This is a genomic window from Streptomyces sp. NPDC018019, from assembly GCF_044327805.1.
GTDB lineage: Bacteria > Actinomycetota > Actinomycetes > Streptomycetales > Streptomycetaceae > Streptomyces.
The window spans coordinates 405,043-428,210 of the sequence record NZ_JBIRGD010000001.1; the positions used below are offsets into that span (position 1 = coordinate 405,043).

Sequence of the window (23,168 nt, forward strand, 5' to 3'; positions counted from 1 at the left end):
CCGGGGCGGTGTGAGCCGCGACGAGGGGTGCTCCGCCGGGGAGGTGACAGGGCCACGACGGTGAGTGGCCCGCCGGGATGGTGCCAGGGCCGCGGCGGGGGAGTGGCCCGCCGGGGTGGTGGGTCAGTGGCCCGCCGGGCCCATCACGATCACCGGGTGCTGCGCCGGGTCGAGCGTCCGCAGCAGCTCCTGCATCACCTCGGGTTTGAGGCTGATGCAGCCCTGCGTGGGCCCGTTGTGGTCCACGTGCAGCCAGACGCCGCCGCCCTTCTCCGCCCCCAGCGGGCGCCGCTGGTCCAGCGGGGACGAGCCCTTGACCCGGTTGTAGTCGATGGCGATCACGTAGTCGAAGGCGCCGCCCAGCGGCTCGCCCTCCACGCCGGTGCCGTGCGCGACGAAGCTGTCGTTGCGGTCGTACGGCAGCTTGGTGCCCTCCGGCGGCGGCAGCTTGCCGCCCGCGTCGCTGAGCGAGAACACGCCCTCCGGCGAGCGCAGGTCGCCGTAGCGGTGGTCCTTGGTCCAGCCCCGGGACGCGTTGTGCGCGGCCCAGCGGGCGCCGGGCCGCCAGTCGTCGGAGTTCTCCGCGCGGGTGTAGAGGACGACGGAGGAATCGTGCGCGTCCACGCCCTGCCCGGTGACGACCAGCACCTGCCGGGAGTCGGCCGGGATCTGCTTGCGGGTGGCGTCGCTCAGGCCGGGGATCGCACGCGGTACGGGCGCCGACACGGATCCGGCGGCGGCGTGCGCGGGCGCGTCCGACGCCGAGGGGGCCGGCCGGGCCTGCTCGGACCGGTGGCCGTTGTGGTCGTCGCCCGAGGCGGGCCAGGCCCACAGCGCGGTGCCCACCAGCGTGGTCAGGGCGAGGCCGCTCACGGCCTTGCCGCGCCGGGTCATCCTTATTCGCGTACCGCGTTGCTGGGCGTGGCGGGCAGCCATGTTCGTGGCGTCTCCTCGCCCGTCGGCTCCGGGCCGGTGGGCTGTCGTAGGCATAAAACGGGCAATCCGCACCCTACACCGTCCTGGGAAACGTCCCGCACCACACCTCGCGACTTCATGCGCCGCGACGGACCAATGGCCGAAAGAAAGGGGACCATTGGCCAGAAGTGGGGGGGCCGGGGGCCCGGAGGAGCCTGGGCCTGGGGTTCCGGCTTGGGGGCGTGGGTACGGGGAGGTGGCGTACGGTCAGTTTCCGAGTGCTTGCCCCTGGCGGGCGGTCAGTGTCGCGCCCACCGCGACCGTCACCGCTGCCACCAGCCCGGCCAGCAGCACCGCCGCGTGCCCCGCGAACGTACAGACGAGGACCAGTACGGAGGACACCGGCAGCACCAGTTGCTGCGCGAGGTCGCGCTTCTGGTGGCGGGAGTGGATCAGCCACACGGTGAACATGAACAGCGCGCCGGGCACGGTGACGCACGCGGACGCCGCGAAGACCGAGATGTGCGCCTTGCCCACCGACTCCTCCACCGCCGCCTCGATGCCCGCGCCGATCGCCGCCGCCGACCCGAAGACCAGGTAATGGCCGTAACCCCAGAGGAACGCCTGGCGGTTGGAGGCGAGGTGCAGGTGGATGGGGACCGCGAAGTAGATCCAGTACGCGGCGAAGATCAGCAGCAGGCCGCCCGCCGCGATGGGCAGCAGGTCACCCAGCGCTTCCTGCTCGTCCACCGCGGACTGCACCGCGACCGTGGCGGCGGCCACCGTCTCCCCGAGCATGATGATGACGAACAGGCCGTACCGCTCCGCGATGTGGTGCGGGTGCCAGGAGGTCTGGTGGCCGCGCTCGGCCAGTGTGGGAACGGACATCTCCGCGACCGCCAGCAGCAGGAACACCCACGGGCGGGCGGAGCCCGGCGACAACAGCAGGACCAGCCAGCCGGCCTGGCACAGCGTCACCCCGGCGGCGTAGCGGAGCGCGGTGGTCCGCTCTGGGCCGGTGCTGCCGTGCGCGGCCCGCAGCCACTGCGTCACCAGCGCGAGCCGCATCACCAGGTAGCCGAACCAGACCACCGCGAAGTCGCCGTCGAAGGCCCGCGGCACCCCGGCGGCCAGGATCAGTACGCCCGCGATCTGCACGAGCGTCACCACCCGGTACAGCGCGTCGTCCGTGTCGTACGCGGACGAGAACCACGAGAAGTTGACCCACGCCCACCAGATGGCGAAGAAGAGCATCAGATAGCCGGGGATGCCGTGACCCGGGTGGCCCTCGGCGAGCGCGTGCACGAGCTGCCGGCCGGCCTGGGCCACGGCCACGACGAAGCACAGGTCGAAGAAGAGTTCCAGCGGGGTGGCGGCACGGTGCGCCTCGGAGCGGCCGCGTGCCTTCATACGGGCCATCATGGGCGGCCTGAACGGTTCGTTCGGACCGCCCTGTCGATCCGGCTCATCCGGCGCTCCTTGCTCCTGTGCCGTGTCGCGGGCTGCGTCTCGGTGTCGAGAGGCGCGTCTCAGTACAGCCCGCACGGCGGCGGGCCGCCACGGGACGCGCGGGCACCCCGCCGGTCGGAGGAATGCCGGTCTGGCGGGCCGCGGGAACTTCTCGCGCTTAACGCACGTTCCCGGTAAGGAATTTGCGAGAAGAGGAGTAGGAAAAGAGCAAGGGGGGAGCGGAAAAGGAGTGAGGTAAGGAAGCAGCCGCGACGCCCGCGGTTTCCGGTGTGTTCCGGCCCCGCCACGGCCGGTCCGGGCCTCGCCCGTACGTCCGTTACATGATCAAATGCTACGTATGAGCGATAGCGCGCGTGACACCGTACTGGCCCCGCTCGACGCCCGCATGGCGGACCTCGAATCCCTCTACGAAGACCTCCACCGGCACCCCGAACTCGGCTTCCAGGAAACCCGTACGGCCGCCGAGGCGGCCCGCCGTCTGACCTCGTACGGCTACGAGGTCACCACCGGCATCGGCCGGACCGGCGTGGCCGGCGTGCTGCGCAACGGCCCCGGCCCGGTCGTCCTGCTGCGGGCCGACATGGACGCCCTGCCCGTCACCGAACGCACCGGCCTGCCGTACGCCTCCGCCGTGCCCGGTGTCATGCACGCCTGCGGCCACGACGTGCACGTCACCTGTCTGGTGGGCGCCGCCGACCTGCTCGCGGCGGGTCGGGAGCACTGGTCCGGCACCCTGGTGGTGCTCTTCCAGCCCGCCGAGGAGATCGGCGACGGGGCACGGGCGATGGTCGACGACGGGCTGTTCGGCGGGGCCGGGGGCGCCGCGGCCGGTGACGCGGGTGGCGATGCGGGCGAGGGCCGGGTGCCGGCCCCCGACGTGATGCTCGCGCAGCACGTCGCTCCGTTCGGGGCCGGGCTGATCGCGTACGCCCGCGACGCCTGTATGGCCGCCTCGGACAGCCTGAAGATCACCTTCCATGGCACTGGCGGCCACGGTTCCCGCCCCGAGACCGCCGTCGACCCGATCCTGATGGCCGCCGCCTTCGTCCAGCGCCTCCAGTCCGTCGTCGCCCGGGAGATCGCGGCCAAGGACCGGGCCGTCGTCACCGTCGGCTCCTTCCAGGCCGGGGACGCCCCCAACGTCATCCCCGACCAGGCGGTGGTGCAGCTCAGCGTCCGTACCTTCGACGAGCACATCCGTACCCAGGTGCTGGCGGCCATCGACCGCATCGCCAAGGCCGAGGCCGCCGCTTCCGGCGCGCCGCGGGAGCCGGACACGGAGGTGCTGAACACGTTCCCCGTCACCCGCAACGACGACCGGACGCTGGAGCAGGTCAACGCGGCCTTCACGGACCACTTCGGCGCGCCGCGGCTGTTCGCCTACGAACCGGCCGCGGGCAGCGAGGACGCCGGACTGATCGCCACGGCCGCCGGGGCGCCGCTGTACTACTGGTGGCTCGGCGGCTGGGAACCCGACGAGTTCCGCACCGCCATGGCCTCCGGCCGGCTCGCCCAGGACATCCCCTCGAACCACTCGCCGCACTTCGCGCCGGTCAAGCAGCCGACGCTGACCATGGGCGTCGAGGCCCTCACCGTCGCGGCGCTGAGCCACCTCGACCCTGCCCGGTGAGCCTGCGACCCGACCGTACGTACGCGACGGCGGCCTGAACGGCCAAGGCCAGCACGATGGACGGGGCCACACTCCAGGGCAGCACTCCCGCCACGGCGAGCACGGCACACAGGGGGACGGTGAGCAGAGTGGGGAGGACGGAGGTAAGGGCGAGACGGGCGCGGTGACGGCGGGTCAGGGAGTGCATGGGTGGTTCTCCGGAAATGGGTGGGGCGTACGAGGGGCGAAGGTTGTCCGAGGTGTGTGAGGTGTAGGTGATGTGTGGGGTATCAGGTGCGTGTGTTGCCGCCGGGTGCGGGCCCCGTGCCGGTGCCGGTCCCGGCGGCCGGGGCGGTGCCGTCGGTTCCGGTACGGGCCCGGTCCAGGTATTCCGCCAGCTCCCGCCAGGCATGAGCCCCCGTACCGGGCTGCGAACCGGCCTGTTCCGCTTCGCCCGCCATCGCCTCCGGTTCCGTACGCCACGCCGCCCGCACCCCGGCGGACACGCCCGCGTCACCGCCGCTGAACAGCACGCCCAGCTCGTCCATCCGGGCCACCAGCCGCCGCACCCGCCGGTCCGTGGGCGGCACCCCGGCCTCGTGCAGCCGGGCCGCCCGGCGGTACAGCTCCGGCCACTCCACCTCCAGCAGGTAGTGCGCCGCCGGGCCCAGTGCCGCGCCCCGCGCCGCGAGGACCTGGAGCTGGTCCGCGTCCAGATGGCGGCGCAGGGCCCGGTCCGCCGTCGGGCCGGTGCCGCCGATCGCCTCCAGCGCCGCGAGCAGGTCGGGTGTCTCCGGCGCCGTACCCGCCGCCAGCGACTCCTCCAGCCGCCGCAGCCGCCCGCGCAGCGCTTCGAGGGCGGCCAGCGACTCCTCGACACCCGCCAGGTGGTCCCGTACGAGCCGCAGCGGATCGACCCCCGAGTCCAGGCAGGTGGCGATGGTCTCCAGGCTCAGGCCGAGGCCACGCAGGGCGAGCACCTGGTAGAGGCGCGCCGCGTCGTCCTCGGTGTACTCGCGATGGCCGCCGGGGGTGCGACGGGAGGGGCTGAGCAGCCCGATGGTGTCCCAGTGGTGCAGGGTCCGGACGGTCAGCCCGCTCGCCTCGGCGAGCTGCCCGACCTTCCAGGTGGCGTCGGTGGTCATGCGTCAACGATGCAACCTCACGTCGCGTCGGGTTCAAGTCGGCCACCTCGTACGGCCCGGTCCGATACTTGACCTTGCCCTTGGGGGAAGACCCAGGCTCGGGGCCGCGGGGGACATCCCCGTACGAGGAGGGTGAGCGGGTGGACAAGGACGCGGGAACGGAGCCGGTGGGCGCCGGGCGGGGCGGGACCGGCGGCGAGTTGTTGAGCATCGGGGCGTTCGCCAGGGCTTCGCGGCTCTCGCCGAAGGCGTTGCGGCTGTACGACGAACTGGGGCTGCTGCCGCCCGCGCAAGTCGATCCCGTCAGTGGTTACCGTCGGTACAGCAGCGCTCAGCTGGAGCGTGCCCGGCTGGTCGCCTGGCTCCGCCGGCTCGGTATGCCGCTGGCCCGTATCCGGGACGTGTGCGGGCTGGCGGCGGGACCGGCCGCCGACGCGGTGGCGGCGTACTGGGCGCAGACCGAGGCCGACACCGCCGCCCGTCGCGAACTGGCCGCCTTCCTCGTCGACCAGCTGAGCAGGAAGGGCACGACCGTGGACGCGAGCATGGACATGAGCATGGACGCGAGTGTGGACACGACCGCAGCGGGGGCGACGGAGGGAACACCGGCAGGGGGGCCGCGGGCACGGCGTCGGCTGGAGATCCGTTACGCGGCCCGCTCGGACACCGGGCTGGTCCGGGAGAGCAATCAGGACACGGCGTACGCGGGGGACCGGCTGCTGGCCGTGGCCGACGGGTTCGGCGGGGCCGGGGCGTCCGCCGGGGCCGCGGCCGTCGCGGTACTGCGCGGCCTGGAGAGCTTCGACGGCGGGGCGCTGCGGCCCGGTGACCTCCTCAACGCCCTGGCGGACGCGGTCCGGCAGGCGGACCGGTCCGTACGGGACGTGGTGGCGGCTGCGGCCGGGCCCGGTGCCGAATCCGGTTCGGGGCCCGGTGCCGAGTCCGGTGCCGGGGCTGGTCCCGGTGCCGGAGGCGGTCCGGGGGCCGGGAGTGGTCCCGGTGCTGGGAGCGGTCCCGGTGCCCAGCCGGTCCCGGACGTCGCCGGGACCACCCTGACCGCCATGCTCTGGACGGGCTCCCACCTGGCCCTCGTCCACGTGGGCGACTCGCGGGCGTACCTGCTGCGGGACGGCGGGCTGTTCCAGATCACGCACGACCACACCCACGTACGGTCGCTCGTCGAGGAGGGGCGGCTGACCCCCGAGGAGGCCGAGTCGCATCCGCAACGCGCGCTCCTGGTGCGGGCGCTGGGCAGCGGCGCCGACTGCGAGCCGGAGGTGGGCCTGCACGAGGCGCGCCCCGGCGACCGCTACCTGCTGTGCTCCGACGGCCTGTCCGCGGTGGTGCCCGCCGACTCCGTACGGGGCGTCCTGACCACGGCCCCGGACCCCGGCCAGGCCGTGCGGGACCTGGTGGCGCTGGTCCATGACGCGGGGGCGCCGGACAATGTGAGCTGCGTGGTGGCGGACGTGTCGGCCGCGGCTTAGACCGGACGTACGCCGGTATGGTCCTACGGGCGCGCACCGTACGGCCTCCGCCCCTGTGCCGCCCCCCGTCCCCGCCCGTCGCCGTGCCGTCCTCGTACCACTCCGCCCCGTACCCGTCGTACCGCCGTACCGTCGCAGGAGCTTTTGTGAACGATCCGATGGCGCACGAGCCGGTTTCCGGTGGGAGCGGGGCCGGGAGCCGGGCCCAGGACGAGGGCCGGCGGCGGACCCTGATCGAGGCCGCGCTGCGGGTCATCGAACGGGACGGTGCGGCGGGGGTCGCCCACCGCACCGTCGCCCGCGAGGCGCAGCTGCCCGTCACGGCCGCGACATCCTGTTTCGAGAACGTCGACGCGCTGCTCACCGCGGCGCTGACCGGTGCCATGGAAATGGACGCCGAGCGGGTGCGGCAGCTGACCGCCGCCCCCGTGGACGGGCCGGGCGAGGCAGGCGCCCGCGGGGACAAGCGGCGGATGCTGGCGCGCCTGATGGCCGGCTCCCTGGAGGACCGCGGGCTGCTGCTCGCCGAGTCCGAACTCTTCCTGCTCGCCGTCCGCCGCCCGGAGCTGCGCAGCCGGACGCACAGCTGGTCCGACGCGCTCGCCGGCTTCGCCCGGCTCTACACCCGGGACCCCGTGCGCATCAGGCTGTTCACCTGCGCCTACGACGGGCTGCTGCGGCAAGCCCTGCTGGCCGGGGAGCCGCCCACCGCGGAGGAGTTCGAGACGCTGCTGTGGGCGCTGCTGCCGGACGAGGGGTAGACGGGGGCGGCGTTACGGGGCGTGCGGCGCGGCAGGCGGGGGCGCGCTGTCGGGCGCCCCCGCTCTCCCGGCCTGCTCAGGCCGGCCCTTGGTCCTCTCAGGCCGGCCTTTCGGTTCCCTCAGGCCAGCCCCTTGAGCATCCCCTTGAAGTACAGCTGCGGCAGCCCGTACCGCTTCAGGAACCACATGTCCGTACGCTCCTTCGTCGTGTCGATGAACGGGATGGACGGCGCCGGCTCCAGGTCGTAGTCGAACTCGGCGAGCAGCATCTTGTGCCGGGCGGTGACCAGCGGGCAGGACGTGTAGCCGTCGTAGCGGGCGGTGGCGGGCCGGCCGCGCAGCCCGGCGCGCAGGTTGGCGACGACGACCGGGGCCTGCTTGCGGATCGCGGCGCCGGTCTTGGACGTCGGCAGGTTGGCGACGTCGCCGATCGCGAAGACCTCCGGGTAATCCGGGTGCTGGAGCGTCGCCCGGTCGGCCTTGGCGTAGCCGAAGGGCGAGGCCGGATCGGCGAGCGGGCTGTCGGCCACCCACTGCGGCGCGCGCTGCGGAGGCACCGCGTGCAGCAGGTCGTAGTGGATCGTCTCCTTCTCGCCGGTCGCGTGATCGACGATCTCCGCCTCCCGCGCGGCGCCGTCCACCTGCGTCAGCTCCGACTGGAGCCGCACCTCGATGCCGTACCGCCGTGCCGTCTCCTCCAGCGCCTTGTTGAAGACCGGCACCTTGAACATGGCGGGTTCGGGCAGCACCAGGATCGTACGGATGCGGCCCAGCACCCCGCGCTTGCGCCAGTAGTCGGCGGCCAGGTACGCGATCTTCTGCGGGGCGCCGCCGCACTTCACCGGCCCGGACGGCATCGTGAACAGCGCCGTGCCGCGCTTGGTGCGGCGGATGAAGTCCCAGGTGAGCGGGGCGAGGTCGGGGCGGTAGTTGCTGGAGACGCCGCCGTGGCCGAGGGCCTGCGCCAGGCCCGGTATGCCGTCCCAGTCCAGACTCAGCCCCGGGGCGAGCACCAGCCGGTCGTACGAGACGGTCCGCCCCGAGGCGGTGCCGACCGTGCGCGCGGCCGGATCGACCGAGGCGGCGGACTCGCGCAGCCAGCGCACACCGGGCGGCATGACCTCCGCCTCCGTGCGCAGCGCGGCCCGCAGCGGCGCCTGGCCGCCGCCGACCAGCGTCCACAGCGGCTGGTACCAGTGCGTCTCGGACGGCTCCAGTACGGCGATGTCGCGCAGTCCGGCGCGGCGCAGCCGGGCGGCGACGGTGATGCCCGCGGTGCCACCGCCGATGATGACGACCTGGTGGTGCGACGAGGCGGGAGACATGAGTTCTTTCCTCCTGGGATCGAGGACCGGGGGTGTGCAGAGGGCGCTATAAGCGCGGGATGCTGGTCACCGCCATCGATACGGCGAGCACGGTGACCAGCGATGCGAACGCCGTGGACAGGGTCTGCGGCCGTACCCGCGCGGCCAGGCGGTTGCCGAGCCAGCTGCCGAGTGCGGCGGACGCGGCGAAGGAGGCCAGCAGCGGCCAGTCCAGACCGCCCGCACCGGCCCGGGTGACGAACGCCGTGGCGGAGTTGACGAGGATGACGAGGAGGGATGTGCCGACGGCGACGGGCATCTCCAGGCCGAGGACGAGGGTCAGGGCCGGTACGACGACGAAGCCGCCGCCGACGCCGAAGAAGCCGGTCAGCAGGCCGACGGCGGTGGCGGTCGCACCGATGCGCAGGGCGGACGCCAGGCGGGCGGGGGAGACCGGGGTGCGGGAGGCTCGGGAGGTGCGAGAGGTGGCTGAGGCGCTGGTTGTGGTGGAGGTGGTAGGAGTGCTGGGGCCGCCAGGGGTGGCGGGGGAGGCGGATGTCGAGGTTCGGCGAGTGGCCTGTGGGGCGCCCGGGGTGCCCGGGGTGCCCGGACCAGGGCCCGCCTTCTCCCGCTCACGCCACGTCCGTACGAGCAGCGCCCCCGCCACCGCCAGCATCAGCCCGGCGAACGCCGTCATCAGGACGGTCGGGTCCAGCGACGCGCTCCAGCGCGAGCCCAGGAACGTACCGGCGGTGCCCAGTCCGCCGAAGGCCGCGCCCGCCGCCCAGCGGACCCGGCCCGCGCGGGCATGGCAGGCCAGGCCGGAGGCCGCGCCGATCCCGACGATGACCAGCGCGCCCGCCGTGGCCTCGTGCGGCGACTGGTGCAGGAGGTAGACCAGCGCCGGTACGGCGAGGATCGACCCACCACCGCCGAGCGCGCCCAGCAGCAGCCCGATGACCAGCCCGCAGGGGAGCGCCGTGACGGCTAGGAGCGGCGGCATGGCAGAGGGCGGGGGGTCGACGGTATCGGCACCGGCGATATCGACGGTATCGGCGCCGCCGCGTACGGCTGCTGATCGGTCGTCATGACGGACACGAGGCCCGGGGCGCCAGTTCGACCGCCCGGCTGTCGCTGGTCCACTCGGCGACGAAGGCGAAGCGGTCGCCGCGCACGACGGTCTCGCGCCACTCCACCGGCCGCTCCCCGGACCGGCCCAGCCGCTCGATCCCGAACGCCGGCTCGCGGTCGGCCAGCCCCAGCAGCCACGCCTGCCGGATGTCCGGCAGGAAGGGGTGGATGCGCTCCCGGCCGCCGGTGACCTTCACCCCGCAGCGCTGCTGGAGCTCCCCGTACAGCGAGGTGTGCCGGAAGTCGGCGTCGAGCAGCGGCTCGGCCACCTCGGCGGGCAGATACGTGGTGTCGTGGGCCAGCGGCTCGCCGTCCGCCAGCCGCAGCCGCTCCAGCACGACCAGCGGCGCGTCCGGTACGAGGCCGAGCTGGTCGGCGATCGGACCGTCCGCCGTCCGCTCCAGCCGCAGCACCTCGCTGCGCTGCTCCACGCCCTGGCCCTCCAGCTCGCGGAAGAGGCTGTAGAGCGAGCCGAGCGGCTGCTGTATGCGCCGGGTGTTCAGGCGGCTGGCGCGCCCCCGCTCGGCGATCACCAGGCCGTCCGCGCGCAGCTTGCGCAGCGCCTCGCGGACGGTGTGCCGGCTGACCTCGTACTCCCCGGTGAGGCGGTGCTCGGCCGGGAACTCGTCGGTGAATTCACCCTCTTCCATGCGGCGCCGCAGGTCTTCGGAGAGCTGGGCCCACAGGGGAAGCGGTGAGCGCCGGTCCACAGGACGCGGGCCCGGGGGATGTGCGGTCAATGAAGTCGCCTCCGAGCGGGTACGGGCTGTACGGGCGGGTGCCGTCCGCGGACTTGGCACCGAAGCCCCACTGCCGCCCACGGCCTGACTTGTCGTGGGCAGCCTGGGATGCCTAATGTACGTACATCCGTGCATCCGCACAACAACCCCCCGCGGGGTCCGCGGTTCGGCGGGCCCGCAGGACCACGGAGGTCGACCGTGCACTTCGCGCAGTACTACCTCGACTGCCTCTCCCAGGCGTCGTACCTCATCGGCGACGAGACCACCGGACGTGCGGTCCTCGTCGACCCACGCCGCGACATCGACGACTACCTGCGCGACGCGGAGGCGGCCGGACTGCGCATCGAGCTGATCATCGAGACGCACTTCCACGCCGACTTCCTCTCCGGGCACCTGGAACTGGCCCGCGCCACCGGCGCCACCATCGCCTTCGGCGAGGCCGCGGAGACGGGCTATCCGATACGGCGGCTGCGTGACGGCGAGCGGATATTCCTGGGCGCCGATGGGGCGGGCGGGACGGAAGGGATGACGACGGGTGCGCCTGGAGGGGCGGACGGGGGTGCGGCGGGTACGGCCTCCGGCGTGACGCTCACCATCCTGGCCACGCCCGGCCACACCCCGGAGTCCATCTGCGTCGTCGTCCACGAAGAGCCGGACGCGGCCGAGCCGTACGGCGTACTGACCGGCGACACCCTCTTCGTCGGCGACGTGGGCCGCCCCGACCTGCTCGCCGCGGCCGGGCTGACGCCGGAGGAGATGGCGGGCCGGCTCTACCGCTCCCTGCACGGCAAACTGCTCACCCTCCCCGACGCCACCCGCGTCTTCCCGGCGCACGGCGCGGGCTCGGCCTGCGGGCGCAACCTCTCCACCGAGACCACCTCCACCATCGGCGAGCAGCGCCGCTACAACTACGCGCTCCAGCCCATGCCGGAGGACGAGTTCGTCCGCCTGGTCACGGCCGGGCAGCCCGCCACTCCCGGCTACTTCGCCCACGACGCGGCCCTCAACCGCGACGGCCACCCCCTGTTGGACGCCGCGCCGCCGGCCGCCCTCACCCTCGACGCGGCACTGGCCGCCTGCCGGGACACCGGCGCCGTCCTCCTGGACAGCCGTCCGCTCGCCGCGTACACGGAATCGCACTTCACCGGGTCGCTGCACATCAGCCTGGACACCCGGTTCGCCGAGTACGCGGGCAGCGTGGTGGAGCCCGGCACGCCGATCGTCCTCATCAGCGACCCGGGTACGGAGTCCGAGGCGCGCATGCGGCTGGCCCGCATCGGCTACGACTACGTCCTCGGCCACGTCCCGGACCCGGCCGCCGAACTCGCCCGCCGCCCCGACCTGGTGTCGCGCACCCGCCGGCTGCCCGCCGGCGAAGCACCCTCCGCCGACGCCCAGCTGATCGACGTACGCAACCCGTCCGAGTACGCCGCGGGCGCCCTCCCCGGCGCCGTCAACCTGCCCCTCGCCAACCTCCCCAGCAGCTGTACGACGCTGGACCCCGACCGCCCGGTCGTCCTCTACTGCCGCAGCGGCAGCCGCTCCGTCATCGCCGCGGCCCTGCTGGAGGCACGGGGCTTCCGGGATGTGCGGGACATCGTCGGGGGGTACGAAGGGGCTGTTTCTGCTTGTGGGTGATGGGTGATGGGTGATGGAGGCGGGGTGGGTGAGAAGTGACGGGTTACAGGTGCCGCCATTGTCTGCGCCTTCGAAGGTGTCGGAGGAGCAGCGCCAGGCAGGCGGCCACGCATCCGGCCGCGGCCCCGTACAGGGCGGCGGCCGGGGCGGCCCCGGCGGGGGCGAGGCCCAGCCCGGCCGTCACCGTGATCGCGCACTTGGTCAGCCCGGACGCCTCGCCCACCCGGTCCGGCCGCACTACGGCCTGAGTGGCGGTCAGCACCAGGGCCCCCGCCACGCCCAGCGCCGCGGCGGCCACGGTGGCGGCTGAGAGCAGTACGAGCGGGACGCCGCCACCCGGTGCCGGGCCGGTGCCGGCCGGTACTCCGCCGGTGCCACCCGGTGCCGGGTCGAAAATCGGCGGTGCCGCCAGTGTTCCCAGCGCCGCAGCCGCGAGGCCGAGGCAAGCGGCCATCACGGGCTCGGCGACGCGGGCCGGTACCTGTCCGGCCACCGGCCCGGCCATGGCCATCACCGCCGCCGGTACGAGGAAGGCGGTCCCCGCGCCCAATACGGTCATCCCCCACACCTCCTGAAGTGCCAGCGGGACCACGAACAGCAGCACCACGGTGGCCGCGTTGGCCACGGCGCCGGCCGAAGTCAGCGCTACGTATGGCGCGTTGCGTATCAGCGCGAGGTCGATCAGCGGCGCGCGCGATCGGCGCTCGGCCCGCACGAACAACGCCCCGAGCGCCAATGCACCCGTCCCCCAACCAGCGGTGCGCCACCAAGCCCCCACGCTCTCCACAGCCATCACCAGACAGGCGGGCACCCCGGAGCCCAGAGCGAGCGCACTCCACCACCGCCGGCCTTCCAGACCGCCGCAGCGGTCCCGACCACCCCTTCCCTCCCTAATGCCTCTTTCGCTGCTACCGCCCCGGCTGTCCTGGCTGCCCCGGCCCTCCCGGTCGTCCTCCCCGTCCCGGGGCTCCGGGGCCCGCCGGGCGCACAGCACCGCCGCCATACACAGCGGCACATTGACCCAGAACACGGCCCGCCAGGACAGGGCCTGGGCCAGCGCTCCCCCCACGAAGGGCCCGCAAGCCGTGGCAAGACCGGCCAGCCCCAGGGCGTACCCGGTCGCGACGGAGGCCCGGCCCGGAGGGAAGGAACGTGTCAGCAGAGCCAGCCCCACCGGCATGACCAGCGCCCCGCCCGCCCCCTGCACCACACGGGCCGCCACCAGGAACGGCAACGATGGCGCCAGCGCGCACGCCGCCGACGCAACCCCGAAGAGCACCAGCCCCAGAACCAGCAGCCGCCGCCTCCCGAACACATCGGCCAACCGCCCGGCAGCGGGCATCAACGTCCCGGCCGCCAGCAGGTATCCACTGATCACCCACGGGCCCGCGGCCACGGAGGCATGCAGGTCCCGGCGGATCACCGGCAGCGCCATGTTCAGCGCAAAGGCGTCCAACTGCACACAGAACCCGCCGATCGCCACGGCCACCACAGCCCACACCGCACGCCCTCGCGCGCCACTCCGCTCAACCATTCGGCACACCGGCCCACCTCTCACGCCGCGTGGGTCGGCGCGGCGCATCACGTAGGGAAGAAGAAGGTGAAGGCGGGGATTGGGTGTGCCGGAGACGGGGCAAAGACGTGAGGGTGCTTCACGGGCACCTGGGAGCCACAGGTACTGAGGGGTGTCGGCACCTGAGGGCACGGGCACCTAGGAGTCCTTGCGGGCACGTCGCCCGAGGGCACGAGAAGCGACGTCGTCCTGGGACGCCGCGAAAGCGGTTCCGCACAGGGTGCGCCGCGTGAGCCGCCCGTACGGTACGGCCGGCGCCGTACAGCGGACGTTCAGCAATCGTTGATCTTTGATCTTCATGCTGGTCCGCATGTTGCGCCGTGTGATCTCCGAGCATGCAGAAACGACCCGGGAACCGCAAGGGCCACCCGCGTCCCCGTCCCCGGTAGCCCTCACCTGGCACGGCGAGCCGGGACGTCACGAGGAGCTGACCCACACCATGCTCATGGGCCAGGCCAAGCGGGCAGCCGCGGCGCTCGCCCGGCTCGGGGTGCGGGCGGGCGACCCGGTCGCGGTGCATCTGCCGCTGGTCCCGGAGTCGGTCATCGCCACGCTCGCCTGCGGCCGGCTCGACGCCGTGCGCATGACCCTGCCGGTCTACCTGACCGTGCCGGAACTCGCCGACCTGACCCGGGACTCCGGCGCCAAGGTGATCATCACGGCGGACGCCGCGTTCTGGGACGGTGCGGTACGGCCGGTCAAGCCCGTACTGGACCGGGCGCTGCGGCGCGACTGTCCGCAGGTACGGACCGTACTGGTCGTCAACCGCACCAGCCGCCCGGTGTCCTGGACAGCAGGCCGCGACCACTGGTGGCACGAAGCCCTCGCCACCCGCTGACCCGCCCCACAGCACCACCGGCCGGCCCTCGACGGAGCGGCCGACCTCCGACCACACGGCCCACGGCCGCCCCACCGCGCAGCCCGCGCGCCCAGCGCCATGCACTCAATCCGCGCACCCGCGCGCTCAACTCGCACCCCGCACGCAACCTGCGCGCCCGCGCCGGCACCGTCCGCCTCAGACGCCGCACTCCAGGCGCCACACCCCAGGCATCGCAGCTCGAATGCCACAGCCCAGACGCCTGCTTGCGACGTCCCGCCTCTGGCGTCCCGTCTCTGGCGTCCCGCCACAGGGGCCAGCTGCCGCAGGGGCGTAGCCGCTTGTCCGCGTCCTCAGCCCCGCCTCGCGGTGTCCGCCGGGCCCGGCACGGCCCGGCGGAGCGCGGCGCTCAGTACCTTCTCCTCCTCGGTGCCCAGTTGCGCTGCGAACGCGCGGTCCCGTAGGGAGATCACGCGCAGCGCCTCGTTCAGGAGTTGTTCGCCGGATTCGGTCAGCTCAAGGTTCGCGCGCCGCCCCTGGCCGGCGAGGTTGCTGCGCACCGCCCCCTGCTCCTCCAGCATCAGGATGGTGGCGCGCATGCTCTGTGTCGTGATCCCGGCACGCCGGGCCAGGTCGCTGTAGGACAGCTCGGGGTTCCTGGCGATGTGGCCGAGCGCCCCCAACTGGCGCAAGGACAGGCCGATGCCGGAGAGGTCCGCCTCCAGCTCGCGTTGCAACTGCCGCCCGGCGGCGATCATCAACATCACTGTCGACGAGGGCATCTCGGGCGCTGTGCTCACTGCGGCTCTCCTTGACGGCGTGCGCGACGGCCGGAATCGTCCCCCCAGTTTCGCAGGTGGCGGCCCTACACGGTGGCCCGAGCCCTATGGTCAGGCCGAATCGGCGTCCACGCCGAGCCGTCGGGCCGCCCGCTTCGAGACCTGCTCGAAGCCGTCGCCCATGTCGGCGGCCATGGCGCGAACCTCCTCGGTGAGCTGGGGGCCGGCGAGTTCCGGGGTGCCCACGCCGAAGAGGGGCTGCGGCGCGTACTCCATCATCAGCTCGGATTTCCGCGCGGCATCGTCACCGAAGAACACCTGGATCAGCCGCAGCCCGATTTCGAAACTGCCGGTCGCCGGGCCGGAGGTGATCCGATTGCGGTCTTCCACGACATTGCCGCGCGCCGGTATCGCCCCGTAGCTGGGGAGGTACTCGTGCAACTGGAAGTTGGTCGTCGCCCGGTAGCCGCGCAGCAACCCCGCTGCTCCCATCAGCAGCGAACCGGCGCACACCCCGGCTATCCAGCCCGCCCGGCTGCCCCGGTCGGCGAGGAAGTCGAGGACCTCCTCGTCCTCAAGCATCTCCGCGGGCCCGGCTCCCGCGTACAGGACGTCCAGGTCGGCCGGGCAGTCCTCGAAGGTGGTGGTCGCGCGGGTGGGGAAGTGGGGGTGGCCGACGACCTCGTCGAGGTTCTTCCAGACGAGGTGCATGTTCACGCCCGGCAACAGGCCCATGGCGGTGTGGAACCCGATGATGTCGACCGGCATGTAGCCGGGGGTGACGAGGACGGCGATCTCAAGACTGCGACGTTCGGATGTCATGGCCGACTCCTTCTCGACAGAACTTGCAGTCAAGCTAACAGCCTGTCTGTAAGTTCCTTGTGAGGGGAGTGAGAAAGGGGAACCGGCCGGTCGAACGGTCCCGGCGTTCCTGCCCCGACCATGGCCTGACATCCGCCGCGACTGCTCACTCACTGCGCCCGCAGCAGAGGCAACGGCTCGCGGAGAGCGAGGGAGCCCGCTCCGTGCGAGCCCGCTCCGCGCCCGGCCCGCCCAGCCTGGCCGGCCCTTTTCCCGTCGGCCGTACTCTTGAGGGGTGAGTACCTCCCCTGAATCCCGGTCCGAGGCCGCGGAGGCTTCCGGCGCCTCCGAGGCCGACGAGGAGCAGGCCGTGCGGCCCGCGCGGTCGGAGCGGTCCGAGGCGCTGGCGGCATTGATCTTCGATGACCCGCTGAGCCGGCCGTCGTCGGACGACACCGACCGTGGCTGGGGCGAGCGCCCGGCCGGTAATGACAGCGCCGCCGACCTGGCGCGCTTCCTCGACGAAAAGCCGCCCCACCACCTCTGACCGAGGCGCCGGGACGGCTTCGTCGTAGGGCTGGGCCCGGAGCCCCCTACCGCTGCGTCTTCTGTGTGACCACCGAGCCGGCGCCGCCATTGGCCGAGCCGGGCGCCGAGCCGTTGCGCTGCGCGACGAGCGCGTCGCGGATCTCCATCAGCAGCTCGACCTCGGTCGGGTCCGCCGGGGTGTTGTCCACCGGCTTCTTGGCCTCCTGGCGCGCCTTCCACTTGTTCATCGGCAGGATCATGAGGAAGTACACGACCGCGGCGGTGATCAGAAACGTCAGGACCGCGCTGAGCACCGATCCCCACAGGATGTAGATGCCGTCGGTGAAGTCGCCCGACTTCGCGTCCGTGTGGCAGGTGGTGAGGCAGGTCTTGTAGTGGTCCAGGTTCTGCGAGCCCAGCGCGCCGACGATCGGGTTGATGACGCCCTTGACCACGGCGTTGACGATGTTGGTGAACGCGGCTCCGACCACGACGGCCACAGCGAGCTCGATCACGTTGCCGCGCATCAGGAATTCCTTGAATCCCGCGAATACGCCCGTCTTCTCGCTCACCTGAAAGCCTCTTTCCACACTCACTACGAACCGTGCAACGAACAGCACCGCAACCTACGGCAGGGCAGGGCTCAGCTGTCCAATCCCATGACCTGAACCGGTGAGCGGACAGAGCGTCCGTACGGATCGGCGCCGCGTCCCGGCCGGCCGGGGAAGAGCCTTCCCACCGGCACGCCGAACGCACCCCGCCACGTTCGCCAGTGTGGCGACCATATCGGGCAAAGGCCACTTGATCTTTCCTGAGGACGATCGCATTCCTCATGATCGACCCCGCTCGGAAGGTGCGTCCGGTGTCGCTCCCGATACCGGTGCGGCGCAGGCGCCCGCGGTCCCCGAAGCGCGCCCTTCACCGCTCTGCTGCGCCGTGGCGGCCAGGGCCGCGGCCGTCATCGCGAGCCCCGCGGTCCAGGTCCGCCGTCGCCGCCGGACCGCGCGGCGCAGGCGATGGCGTCCGCCCCGGGCCCGTACGGGAGCGAAGTGCGCAACCTCACACGGCGGTGGGAGGGGGAGCGGGGGAGTGGGGACGGGGGCCGGGGAGGGGCCGGAGAGGCCGGAGAAGTCGGAGAGGGTGTGGAGGGACGAGGACTGGGACACGGTAACCACCGCCTGCGGAGCCGGAATCGGTGCGGACGAGCTCCACCGTGCCGGACTTCGCCGGAGCCCGCTCGGGCCTGTGGACGGCCGAAACCGCTACCCGCTGGTTGTGGAAAATCCGGTCACCCGGCCGAGTGCCCCAGCCCCGGCCCAGCCCTCAGCCCAGCGCCGCCCCGTCATCGGCCGAGCGCCCAGCCCCCAGCTCCGCCCCGCCTCCCCGCTCCCCCCCCTCACGGCAACTGAATGCCCAGATCCCACCCCGCATGCGCGTCCCCACACGGGCAGGCCGGATCTGCCGTCGCCGGCAGTGCTCCCACCGCGTCGAACAGCACCTCGCGCAGCCGCCCCACGTTCCGGCCGAAGACGTCCAGCACCTCCGCGTGCGAAACGCCCTGGCCCGTCTCCGTACCCGCGTCCAGGTCCGTGACCAGCGTCAACGACGTGTAGCAGAGGCCCAGCTCGCGGGCCAGCACCGCTTCCGGGTGGCCGGTCATGCCGACCACCGACCAGCCCTGCGCCGCGTGCCACCGCGACTCCGCGCGGGTCGAGAAGCGCGGGCCCTCGACGACCACGAGCGTGCCGCCGTCCACCGGCTCCCACGCGCGCCCCCGGGCCGCCGCGAGCACCGTTTCCCGCCCGACCGGGCAGTACGGGTCGGCGAACGACACGTGGACCACGTTGGGCACGCTGCCATCCGGCAGCGGCGTCCCGTCGAAGTACGTCTGTTCCCTGCCCTTCGTGCGGTCCACGAGCTGGTCCGGGACGAGCAGCGTCCCCGGCCCGTACTCCGCGCGCAGCCCGCCCACAGCGCACGGTCCGAGCACCTGCCGTACGCCGGCCGATCGCAGCGCCCACAGGTTGGCGCGGTAGTTGATCCGGTGTGGCGGCAGGTGGTGCCGGCGGCCGTGCCGGGGCAGGAAGGCGACCGTACGTCCGGCCACCTCGCCCAGGAAGAGCGAGTCGCTGGGAGCGCCGTAGGGAGTGTCGACCGTGACCTCGGTCACGTCGTCGAGGAAGGAGTAGAAGCCGGACCCGCCTATGACACCGATCTCCGCGTCAGCCATGCGGCCACAGTAATCGCGGGCAGGGGCCCCGAGGAGGGGGCCGGGCTGGGCACGGCCCGGGAACGCCGCAAGGCGCGCCTAGGAGTACGCAAAGCGCGCCCAGGAGCACGCGAGGTGCCCAGAAGGCGCGGCACCAGCACGGCGCGGCCCCAGAACACGGCGGCGCCCCCCATACGCCGAAAGCCCCACCGTCGGCGACGGCGGGGCTTCCATGAAGACGCGAAGAGGTGCCGGGCGCCCCGGCGTACCGGGAGCGCCGCTGGAGTGCTGTCGGGCGAGGCCCGGTGCCGGGGCTGCCCCCGGCCCTGGCCGGACCGCGGCTCAGGCAGCCGACGTGCTCGGCGTCGAGCTGGTGCTCGAAGAGCTGGAGGAGCCGGACGACCCGGAGGACGACTTCGACTCGCTGCCGGAGGAGGACGACGACCCGGAACCCGAGGACGACGAGGAACTGGTCGAGGACGACGCGGGGCTGCTGCTGGACGACGAGCCGCGGCTGTCGTTCCGGTAGAACCCGGAGCCCTTGAACACGATGCCGACCGCGGAGAACACCTTCTTGAGACGTCCCTGGCAGGCGGGGCACTCGGTGAGCGCATCGTCGGTGAACTTCTGCACCGCCTCAAGGCCCTCGCCGCACGCGGTGCACTGATACTGGTAGGTCGGCACTGTGACTTCCTCCTGGCACTCTCACTCAATGAGTGCTAACGACGCTCCATAGTGCAGTATTCCGGCCCGTCAGTCCACTGTTGCCGGGGTTCGGTGACCCACCCCACGTTCGACGACCCGGGTTGCGGAGCGCGGCACGAGGTGTCCGCGGAACACCGCCAGCACCACCAGCGCCAGCCCCGTACCGCACAGCGGCACCAGGAAACCGGCGTGCGGACCGAAGTGATCCGCCAGCAGACCGGCGATCGTGGACGCCGCCGCCTGGCCGAGGCCGACCGCGCCGGTCAGCCACGTGAAGGCCTCGGTGCGGGCCGCGGCCGGCACCAGGGAGTCGATCAGCGTGTAACCGGTGATCAGCGCGGGCGCGATGCACAGACCCACCAGGAGGCCCACCGCACCCATCAGGGGCGCCACGCTCACCGCCCACAGCGGGGTGGTCATCAGCGCGAGCAGTGCGTACGCGATCAGCAGGCGGCGCCGGGGGCCGACCTTCCAGGAGATCGCGCCGCAGACGATGCCGGCGAGCATGTTGCCCGCCGCGAAGACCCCGTACAGCAGGCCGTTGATGCCGGGCTGCCCGATGTCCTCGGTGAAGGCCGTGAGGGAGACCTGCATGCCGCCGAAGACGGTGCCGATGCCGAAGAGCGCCGCGATCAGGACCCGCAGGCCGGGCACCGACAGGGCGGAGGCGCGCTTGGCGGAGCTGTCCGCGAGCCGGTGGACCGGCGGCTGGCTGCGCCGCTGCGCCGCGAAGAGCAGGCCGCCGCCCAGCGTCAGGGCGCCCTCGGCGACCAGGCCCGCGGCCGGGTGGATGCCCGTGCACAGCGCGGTCGCCAGCACCGAGCCGATGACGAAGGTGAACTCGTCGGTGACCGACTCGAAGGCGGTGGACGTCGGCATCAGAGGCGAGCCGGTCAGCTTGGCCGCCCACCGGGAGCGCACCATGGGGCCGATCTGCGGCGTCGAGGCGCCGGTCGGTACGGCGACGACCAGCAGCGCCCACAGGGGGGCGTGCGACAGCGCCAGCGTGATCAGCGCGGCGACCGCCGCGGCGTGCACCAGTACGCCGGGTACGAGCACCGCGCGCTGCCCGAACCGGTCCGCCAGCTTGCCGCTCTGCGGCGCGAACAGCGCCATCGAGACGCCGGTCACCGCGGAGACGACACCGGCGGTGCCGTACGAGCCGGTGGTGTGCTGGACGAGGAGCAGGATGCTGAACGTCAGCATGGCGAAGGGCTGGCGGGCCAGGAAACCCGGCAGCAGGAACGCCCATGCGCCGGGGGTGCGCAGCAGCTGTCCGTAACCGGGGCGGGCTTCCTTGCCGGGAGCCTGCTGCGCGGGGGTGGCCCTGTCCTGGGCGGCCTCGTCCTGAGCGCCCTTGCCCGCGTTGTTCTTGACCGCGGATGCCACGGCCGAGCCTTTCTGCCGCCTGGTAGCGCGCTGCCCGCGAGATTGTCACGGGGTGCGCGCCGAGAGCTGTCCTCTCGCGCAGGACCGAGTGATACCGCGTGGTCCACACCTGGGAGGTGGCTGCGTGTGGCAGGGGACCGCGGCCGCCGAGCGGTCGCGCCAGCTCTGCGTCAGGCAGAGTTGGTTCCTTTGGATTGCTGTTTCATAGTACAGGCCGATACGCGTGGAGCCTCGGCGTCGACCAGGGCTCCACGCGTATGTTCCTGCGGTCCGGCGGCGGGCCAAAAGCCCGTTTCCGGACCGATCCGGGACCGCCCGCGTACTGCCCCCGAGCCGCCCCAGTGCTGGCCCGAGCCGCCCCCGGTCCCGCCCCCCCCCCGCCTCAGCGCGCCGGAGTATGCGGCGGGCGCCCTCCGGTCCGGCCGTCCGGCCGCGCCCCCGGCCGTTTCGCGGGCGACCGTCCGCCCGGTGTGCCCGGTGCCAGCCAGCCGGCCAGCTTGCCGTGCTGGGAGACCGCCTGGAGCCGGTTCTCGACCGCGTCCCGTACCGGGTCCGTCGCCACGACCAGCAGGTCGTCCCCGCGCCGCAGCACGGTCGTCGGCGACGGGACGAAGCTGGTGCCGTCCCGTACGACGAGGGTGACCGCGGCGCCCGGCGGCAGCCGCAGCTCGCTGATCTCCACGCCGTGCATCCGCGACTTCGGACCGACCGTGGTGGACAGCAGATGGCCGCGCAGCCGCTCCAGCGGCGCCGACTCGATCCCCAGGTCGGCGGCCTCCTCGTCGTCCCCCAGGCGCAGCTTCCTGGCCAGCCAGGGCAGCGTCGGCCCCTGGAGGAGCGTGTAGACCACGACCAGCAGGAAGACGATGTTGAAGACCCGGTCGCTGCCGGGCACGCCGCCCACCATGGGGATGGTGGCCAGCACGATGGGCACCGCCCCGCGCAGCCCGGCCCAGGACAGCAGGGCCTTCTCGCGCCAGGGCACCTTGAAGGGCAGCAGCCCGAGGAACACCGAGGTCGGCCGGGCCACGATCGTCAGGATCAGACCGATGATCAGGGCCGGTACCGCGTCGTCGTACAGCGTGTGCGGGGTGACCAGCAGGCCGAGCAGCACGAACATGCCGATCTGGCCGATCCAGCCGAGCCCCTCGGCGAAGCCGCGGGTGGCGGCCGAGTGCGGCAGTTTCGCGTTGCCGAGGATCAGCGCGGCCAGGTAGACGGCGAGGAATCCGGAGCCGTGCGCCAGCGCGCCGGCCGCGTAGGCGGACACCGCGATGGCCATCACCGCGATCGGGTACAGGCCGGAGGCGGGCAGCGCCACGTGCCGCATGCCGTACGCGCCCAGCCAGCCGATGGCCAGGCCGACGGCCGCGCCGATCGCCAGCTCCAGCGCGATCTCGCCGATGAGCAGGTACCAGTGGTCGACCGGGCCGGCGGTGGAGAAGGCCACCACGAGGATCACGACGGGGGCGTCGTTGAAGCCGGACTCGGCCTCCAGGACGCCGGTCAGCCGGGTGGGCAGCGGAACGTTGCGCAGTACGGAGAAGACCGCCGCCGCGTCGGTGGAGGACACCACCGCGCCGATGAGCAGCGCCTGACGCCACTCCAGGCCGACGAGGTAGTGCGCTCCGGCCGCGGTGACCCCCACGCTCACCGCGACGCCGAAGGTCGACAGCACCGCGGCTCTGGGCAGCGCCGGTTTGATCTCTTTCCACTTCGTGCCGAGGCCGCCCTCGGCCAGGATCACCACCAGGGCGGTGTAGCCCAGTATCTGGGTCAGCTCGGCGTTGTCGAAGACGACGCCGCCGAAGCCGTCCTGCCCTATGGCGATGCCTATCCCCAGATAGATGAGCAGGCTGGGCAGGCCGCTCCGGGAGGAGACGCGCACCGCGGCCACCGCGACGAGCAGCACGAGGGCGCAGATCAGCAGGAGTTCGTTGAGGTGGTCGACAGTCAGGAGCTGGTCCTTCCTCGTGGCGGGCCGGATCGGCACGGGGGTCGGGCACTGGGTCGAGCGGGTGGGCTTTCCTTACCGTATCTAGTTACTGAGACTAACAATTTACCATTGCTTGAATCTTGGAGGTGCCGGCGGCTACACCGCGTAGGGCTCGGCGGACCCGTGCGCCTATGGTTGCTCCAGCACTCCCACCCTGCCCCTCGAAGGACA

At 72.6% G+C, this 23,168-nt stretch carries 20 protein-coding genes; 6 read left to right on the forward strand and 14 right to left on the reverse strand.

What is annotated here, in order from left to right:
• Positions 1-123: 123 nt before the first annotated feature.
• Both ACH4FX_RS01930 and ACH4FX_RS01935 read right to left on the reverse strand, forming a co-directional pair.
• Positions 124-936 carry a L,D-transpeptidase family protein gene (locus ACH4FX_RS01930; RefSeq protein WP_398474228.1) on the reverse strand — a complete coding sequence of 271 codons (813 nt, stop codon included), beginning with the start codon at positions 934-936 and terminating at the stop codon, positions 124-126.
• Between the two features lie 246 nt (positions 937-1,182).
• Positions 1,183-2,334: a low temperature requirement protein A gene (locus tag ACH4FX_RS01935; RefSeq protein ID WP_398474608.1), complete on the reverse strand. Its 1,152-nt coding sequence runs from the start codon at positions 2,332-2,334 to the stop codon at positions 1,183-1,185.
• A gap of 388 nt (positions 2,335-2,722) precedes the next feature.
• Here ACH4FX_RS01935 and ACH4FX_RS01940 point away from each other — a divergent pair, with 388 nt between their 5' ends.
• Positions 2,723-4,015 carry a M20/M25/M40 family metallo-hydrolase gene (locus tag ACH4FX_RS01940; RefSeq protein ID WP_398474229.1) on the forward strand — a complete coding sequence of 431 codons (1,293 nt, stop codon included), beginning with the start codon at positions 2,723-2,725 and terminating at the stop codon, positions 4,013-4,015.
• A 269-nt stretch (positions 4,016-4,284) separates the two neighbouring features.
• Here the strand turns inward: ACH4FX_RS01940 and ACH4FX_RS01945 are convergent, their stop codons facing one another.
• A complete protein-coding gene (locus tag ACH4FX_RS01945; RefSeq protein WP_398474230.1) occupies positions 4,285-5,139 on the reverse strand; it encodes a MerR family transcriptional regulator in 855 nt (284 codons plus the stop codon).
• 140 nt (positions 5,140-5,279) lie between these two features.
• Between ACH4FX_RS01945 and ACH4FX_RS01950 the strand changes: the two genes are divergently transcribed.
• Together ACH4FX_RS01950 and ACH4FX_RS01955 are read left to right on the forward strand one after the other, a co-directional pair.
• Positions 5,280-6,626, forward strand: coding sequence for a MerR family transcriptional regulator (locus ACH4FX_RS01950; RefSeq protein ID WP_398474231.1), 1,347 nt, complete (start codon positions 5,280-5,282; stop codon positions 6,624-6,626).
• Between the two features lie 146 nt (positions 6,627-6,772).
• Entirely contained in the window at positions 6,773-7,387 is a 615-nt protein-coding gene (locus ACH4FX_RS01955) for a TetR/AcrR family transcriptional regulator (protein WP_398474232.1), read from the forward strand.
• A gap of 119 nt (positions 7,388-7,506) precedes the next feature.
• On the opposite strand, the gene ACH4FX_RS01960 is transcribed toward ACH4FX_RS01955, so the two are convergent.
• From ACH4FX_RS01960 to ACH4FX_RS01970, 3 genes are all read right to left on the reverse strand, one after another.
• Positions 7,507-8,712, reverse strand: coding sequence for an FAD-dependent oxidoreductase (locus ACH4FX_RS01960; protein ID WP_398474233.1), 1,206 nt, complete (start codon positions 8,710-8,712; stop codon positions 7,507-7,509).
• Between the two features lie 46 nt (positions 8,713-8,758).
• The gene (locus tag ACH4FX_RS01965) at positions 8,759-9,694 is read right to left on the reverse strand and encodes a sulfite exporter TauE/SafE family protein (protein ID WP_398474234.1); all 936 of its coding nucleotides are present in this window, start codon (positions 9,692-9,694) and stop codon (positions 8,759-8,761) included.
• An 82-nt stretch (positions 9,695-9,776) separates the two neighbouring features.
• Complete coding sequence (locus tag ACH4FX_RS01970) at positions 9,777-10,622, reverse strand: GntR family transcriptional regulator (RefSeq protein WP_398474235.1); 846 nt, start codon at positions 10,620-10,622, stop codon at positions 9,777-9,779.
• A gap of 138 nt (positions 10,623-10,760) precedes the next feature.
• On the opposite strand from ACH4FX_RS01970, the gene ACH4FX_RS01975 reads away from it, so the two are divergent.
• Positions 10,761-12,200 carry a rhodanese-like domain-containing protein gene (locus ACH4FX_RS01975; protein WP_398474236.1) on the forward strand — a complete coding sequence of 480 codons (1,440 nt, stop codon included), beginning with the start codon at positions 10,761-10,763 and terminating at the stop codon, positions 12,198-12,200.
• Between the two features lie 43 nt (positions 12,201-12,243).
• On the opposite strand, the gene ACH4FX_RS01980 is transcribed toward ACH4FX_RS01975, so the two are convergent.
• A complete protein-coding gene (locus ACH4FX_RS01980) occupies positions 12,244-13,689 on the reverse strand; it encodes an MFS transporter (RefSeq protein WP_398474237.1) in 1,446 nt (481 codons plus the stop codon).
• 394 nt (positions 13,690-14,083) lie between these two features.
• Between ACH4FX_RS01980 and ACH4FX_RS01985 the strand changes: the two genes are divergently transcribed.
• Positions 14,084-14,611, forward strand: a complete 528-nt coding sequence (locus tag ACH4FX_RS01985) for an AMP-binding protein (protein WP_398474238.1) — start codon at positions 14,084-14,086, stop codon at positions 14,609-14,611.
• A 332-nt stretch (positions 14,612-14,943) separates the two neighbouring features.
• Here ACH4FX_RS01985 and ACH4FX_RS01990 read toward each other — a convergent pair whose 3' ends face one another.
• Together ACH4FX_RS01990 and ACH4FX_RS01995 are read right to left on the reverse strand one after the other, a co-directional pair.
• Positions 14,944-15,390 carry a MarR family winged helix-turn-helix transcriptional regulator gene (locus tag ACH4FX_RS01990; RefSeq protein WP_398474239.1) on the reverse strand — a complete coding sequence of 149 codons (447 nt, stop codon included), beginning with the start codon at positions 15,388-15,390 and terminating at the stop codon, positions 14,944-14,946.
• 90 nt (positions 15,391-15,480) lie between these two features.
• Entirely contained in the window at positions 15,481-16,191 is a 711-nt protein-coding gene (locus ACH4FX_RS01995) for a DJ-1/PfpI family protein (protein WP_398474240.1), read from the reverse strand.
• Between the two features lie 274 nt (positions 16,192-16,465).
• Here ACH4FX_RS01995 and ACH4FX_RS02000 point away from each other — a divergent pair, with 274 nt between their 5' ends.
• Entirely contained in the window at positions 16,466-16,717 is a 252-nt protein-coding gene (locus ACH4FX_RS02000) for a hypothetical protein (protein ID WP_398474638.1), read from the forward strand.
• A 46-nt stretch (positions 16,718-16,763) separates the two neighbouring features.
• Here the strand turns inward: ACH4FX_RS02000 and mscL are convergent, their stop codons facing one another.
• The 5 genes from mscL to ACH4FX_RS02025 all read right to left on the reverse strand — a co-directional run bounded on the left by mscL (position 16,764) and on the right by ACH4FX_RS02025 (position 22,994).
• On the reverse strand, positions 16,764-17,270 hold the full coding sequence (gene mscL, locus ACH4FX_RS02005; RefSeq protein ID WP_398474241.1) for a large conductance mechanosensitive channel protein MscL: 507 nt from the start codon (positions 17,268-17,270) through the stop codon (positions 16,764-16,766).
• Positions 17,271-18,094: 824 nt separating this feature from the next.
• Positions 18,095-18,928 carry an S-methyl-5'-thioadenosine phosphorylase gene (locus ACH4FX_RS02010; RefSeq protein ID WP_398474242.1) on the reverse strand — a complete coding sequence of 278 codons (834 nt, stop codon included), beginning with the start codon at positions 18,926-18,928 and terminating at the stop codon, positions 18,095-18,097.
• Between the two features lie 321 nt (positions 18,929-19,249).
• Complete coding sequence (locus ACH4FX_RS02015; RefSeq protein ID WP_398474243.1) at positions 19,250-19,591, reverse strand: FmdB family zinc ribbon protein; 342 nt, start codon at positions 19,589-19,591, stop codon at positions 19,250-19,252.
• 69 nt (positions 19,592-19,660) lie between these two features.
• Entirely contained in the window at positions 19,661-21,001 is a 1,341-nt protein-coding gene (locus ACH4FX_RS02020) for an MFS transporter (protein WP_398474244.1), read from the reverse strand.
• A 382-nt stretch (positions 21,002-21,383) separates the two neighbouring features.
• A complete protein-coding gene (locus ACH4FX_RS02025; RefSeq protein ID WP_398474245.1) occupies positions 21,384-22,994 on the reverse strand; it encodes a potassium/proton antiporter in 1,611 nt (536 codons plus the stop codon).
• Between the last annotated feature and the right edge of the window lie 174 nt (positions 22,995-23,168).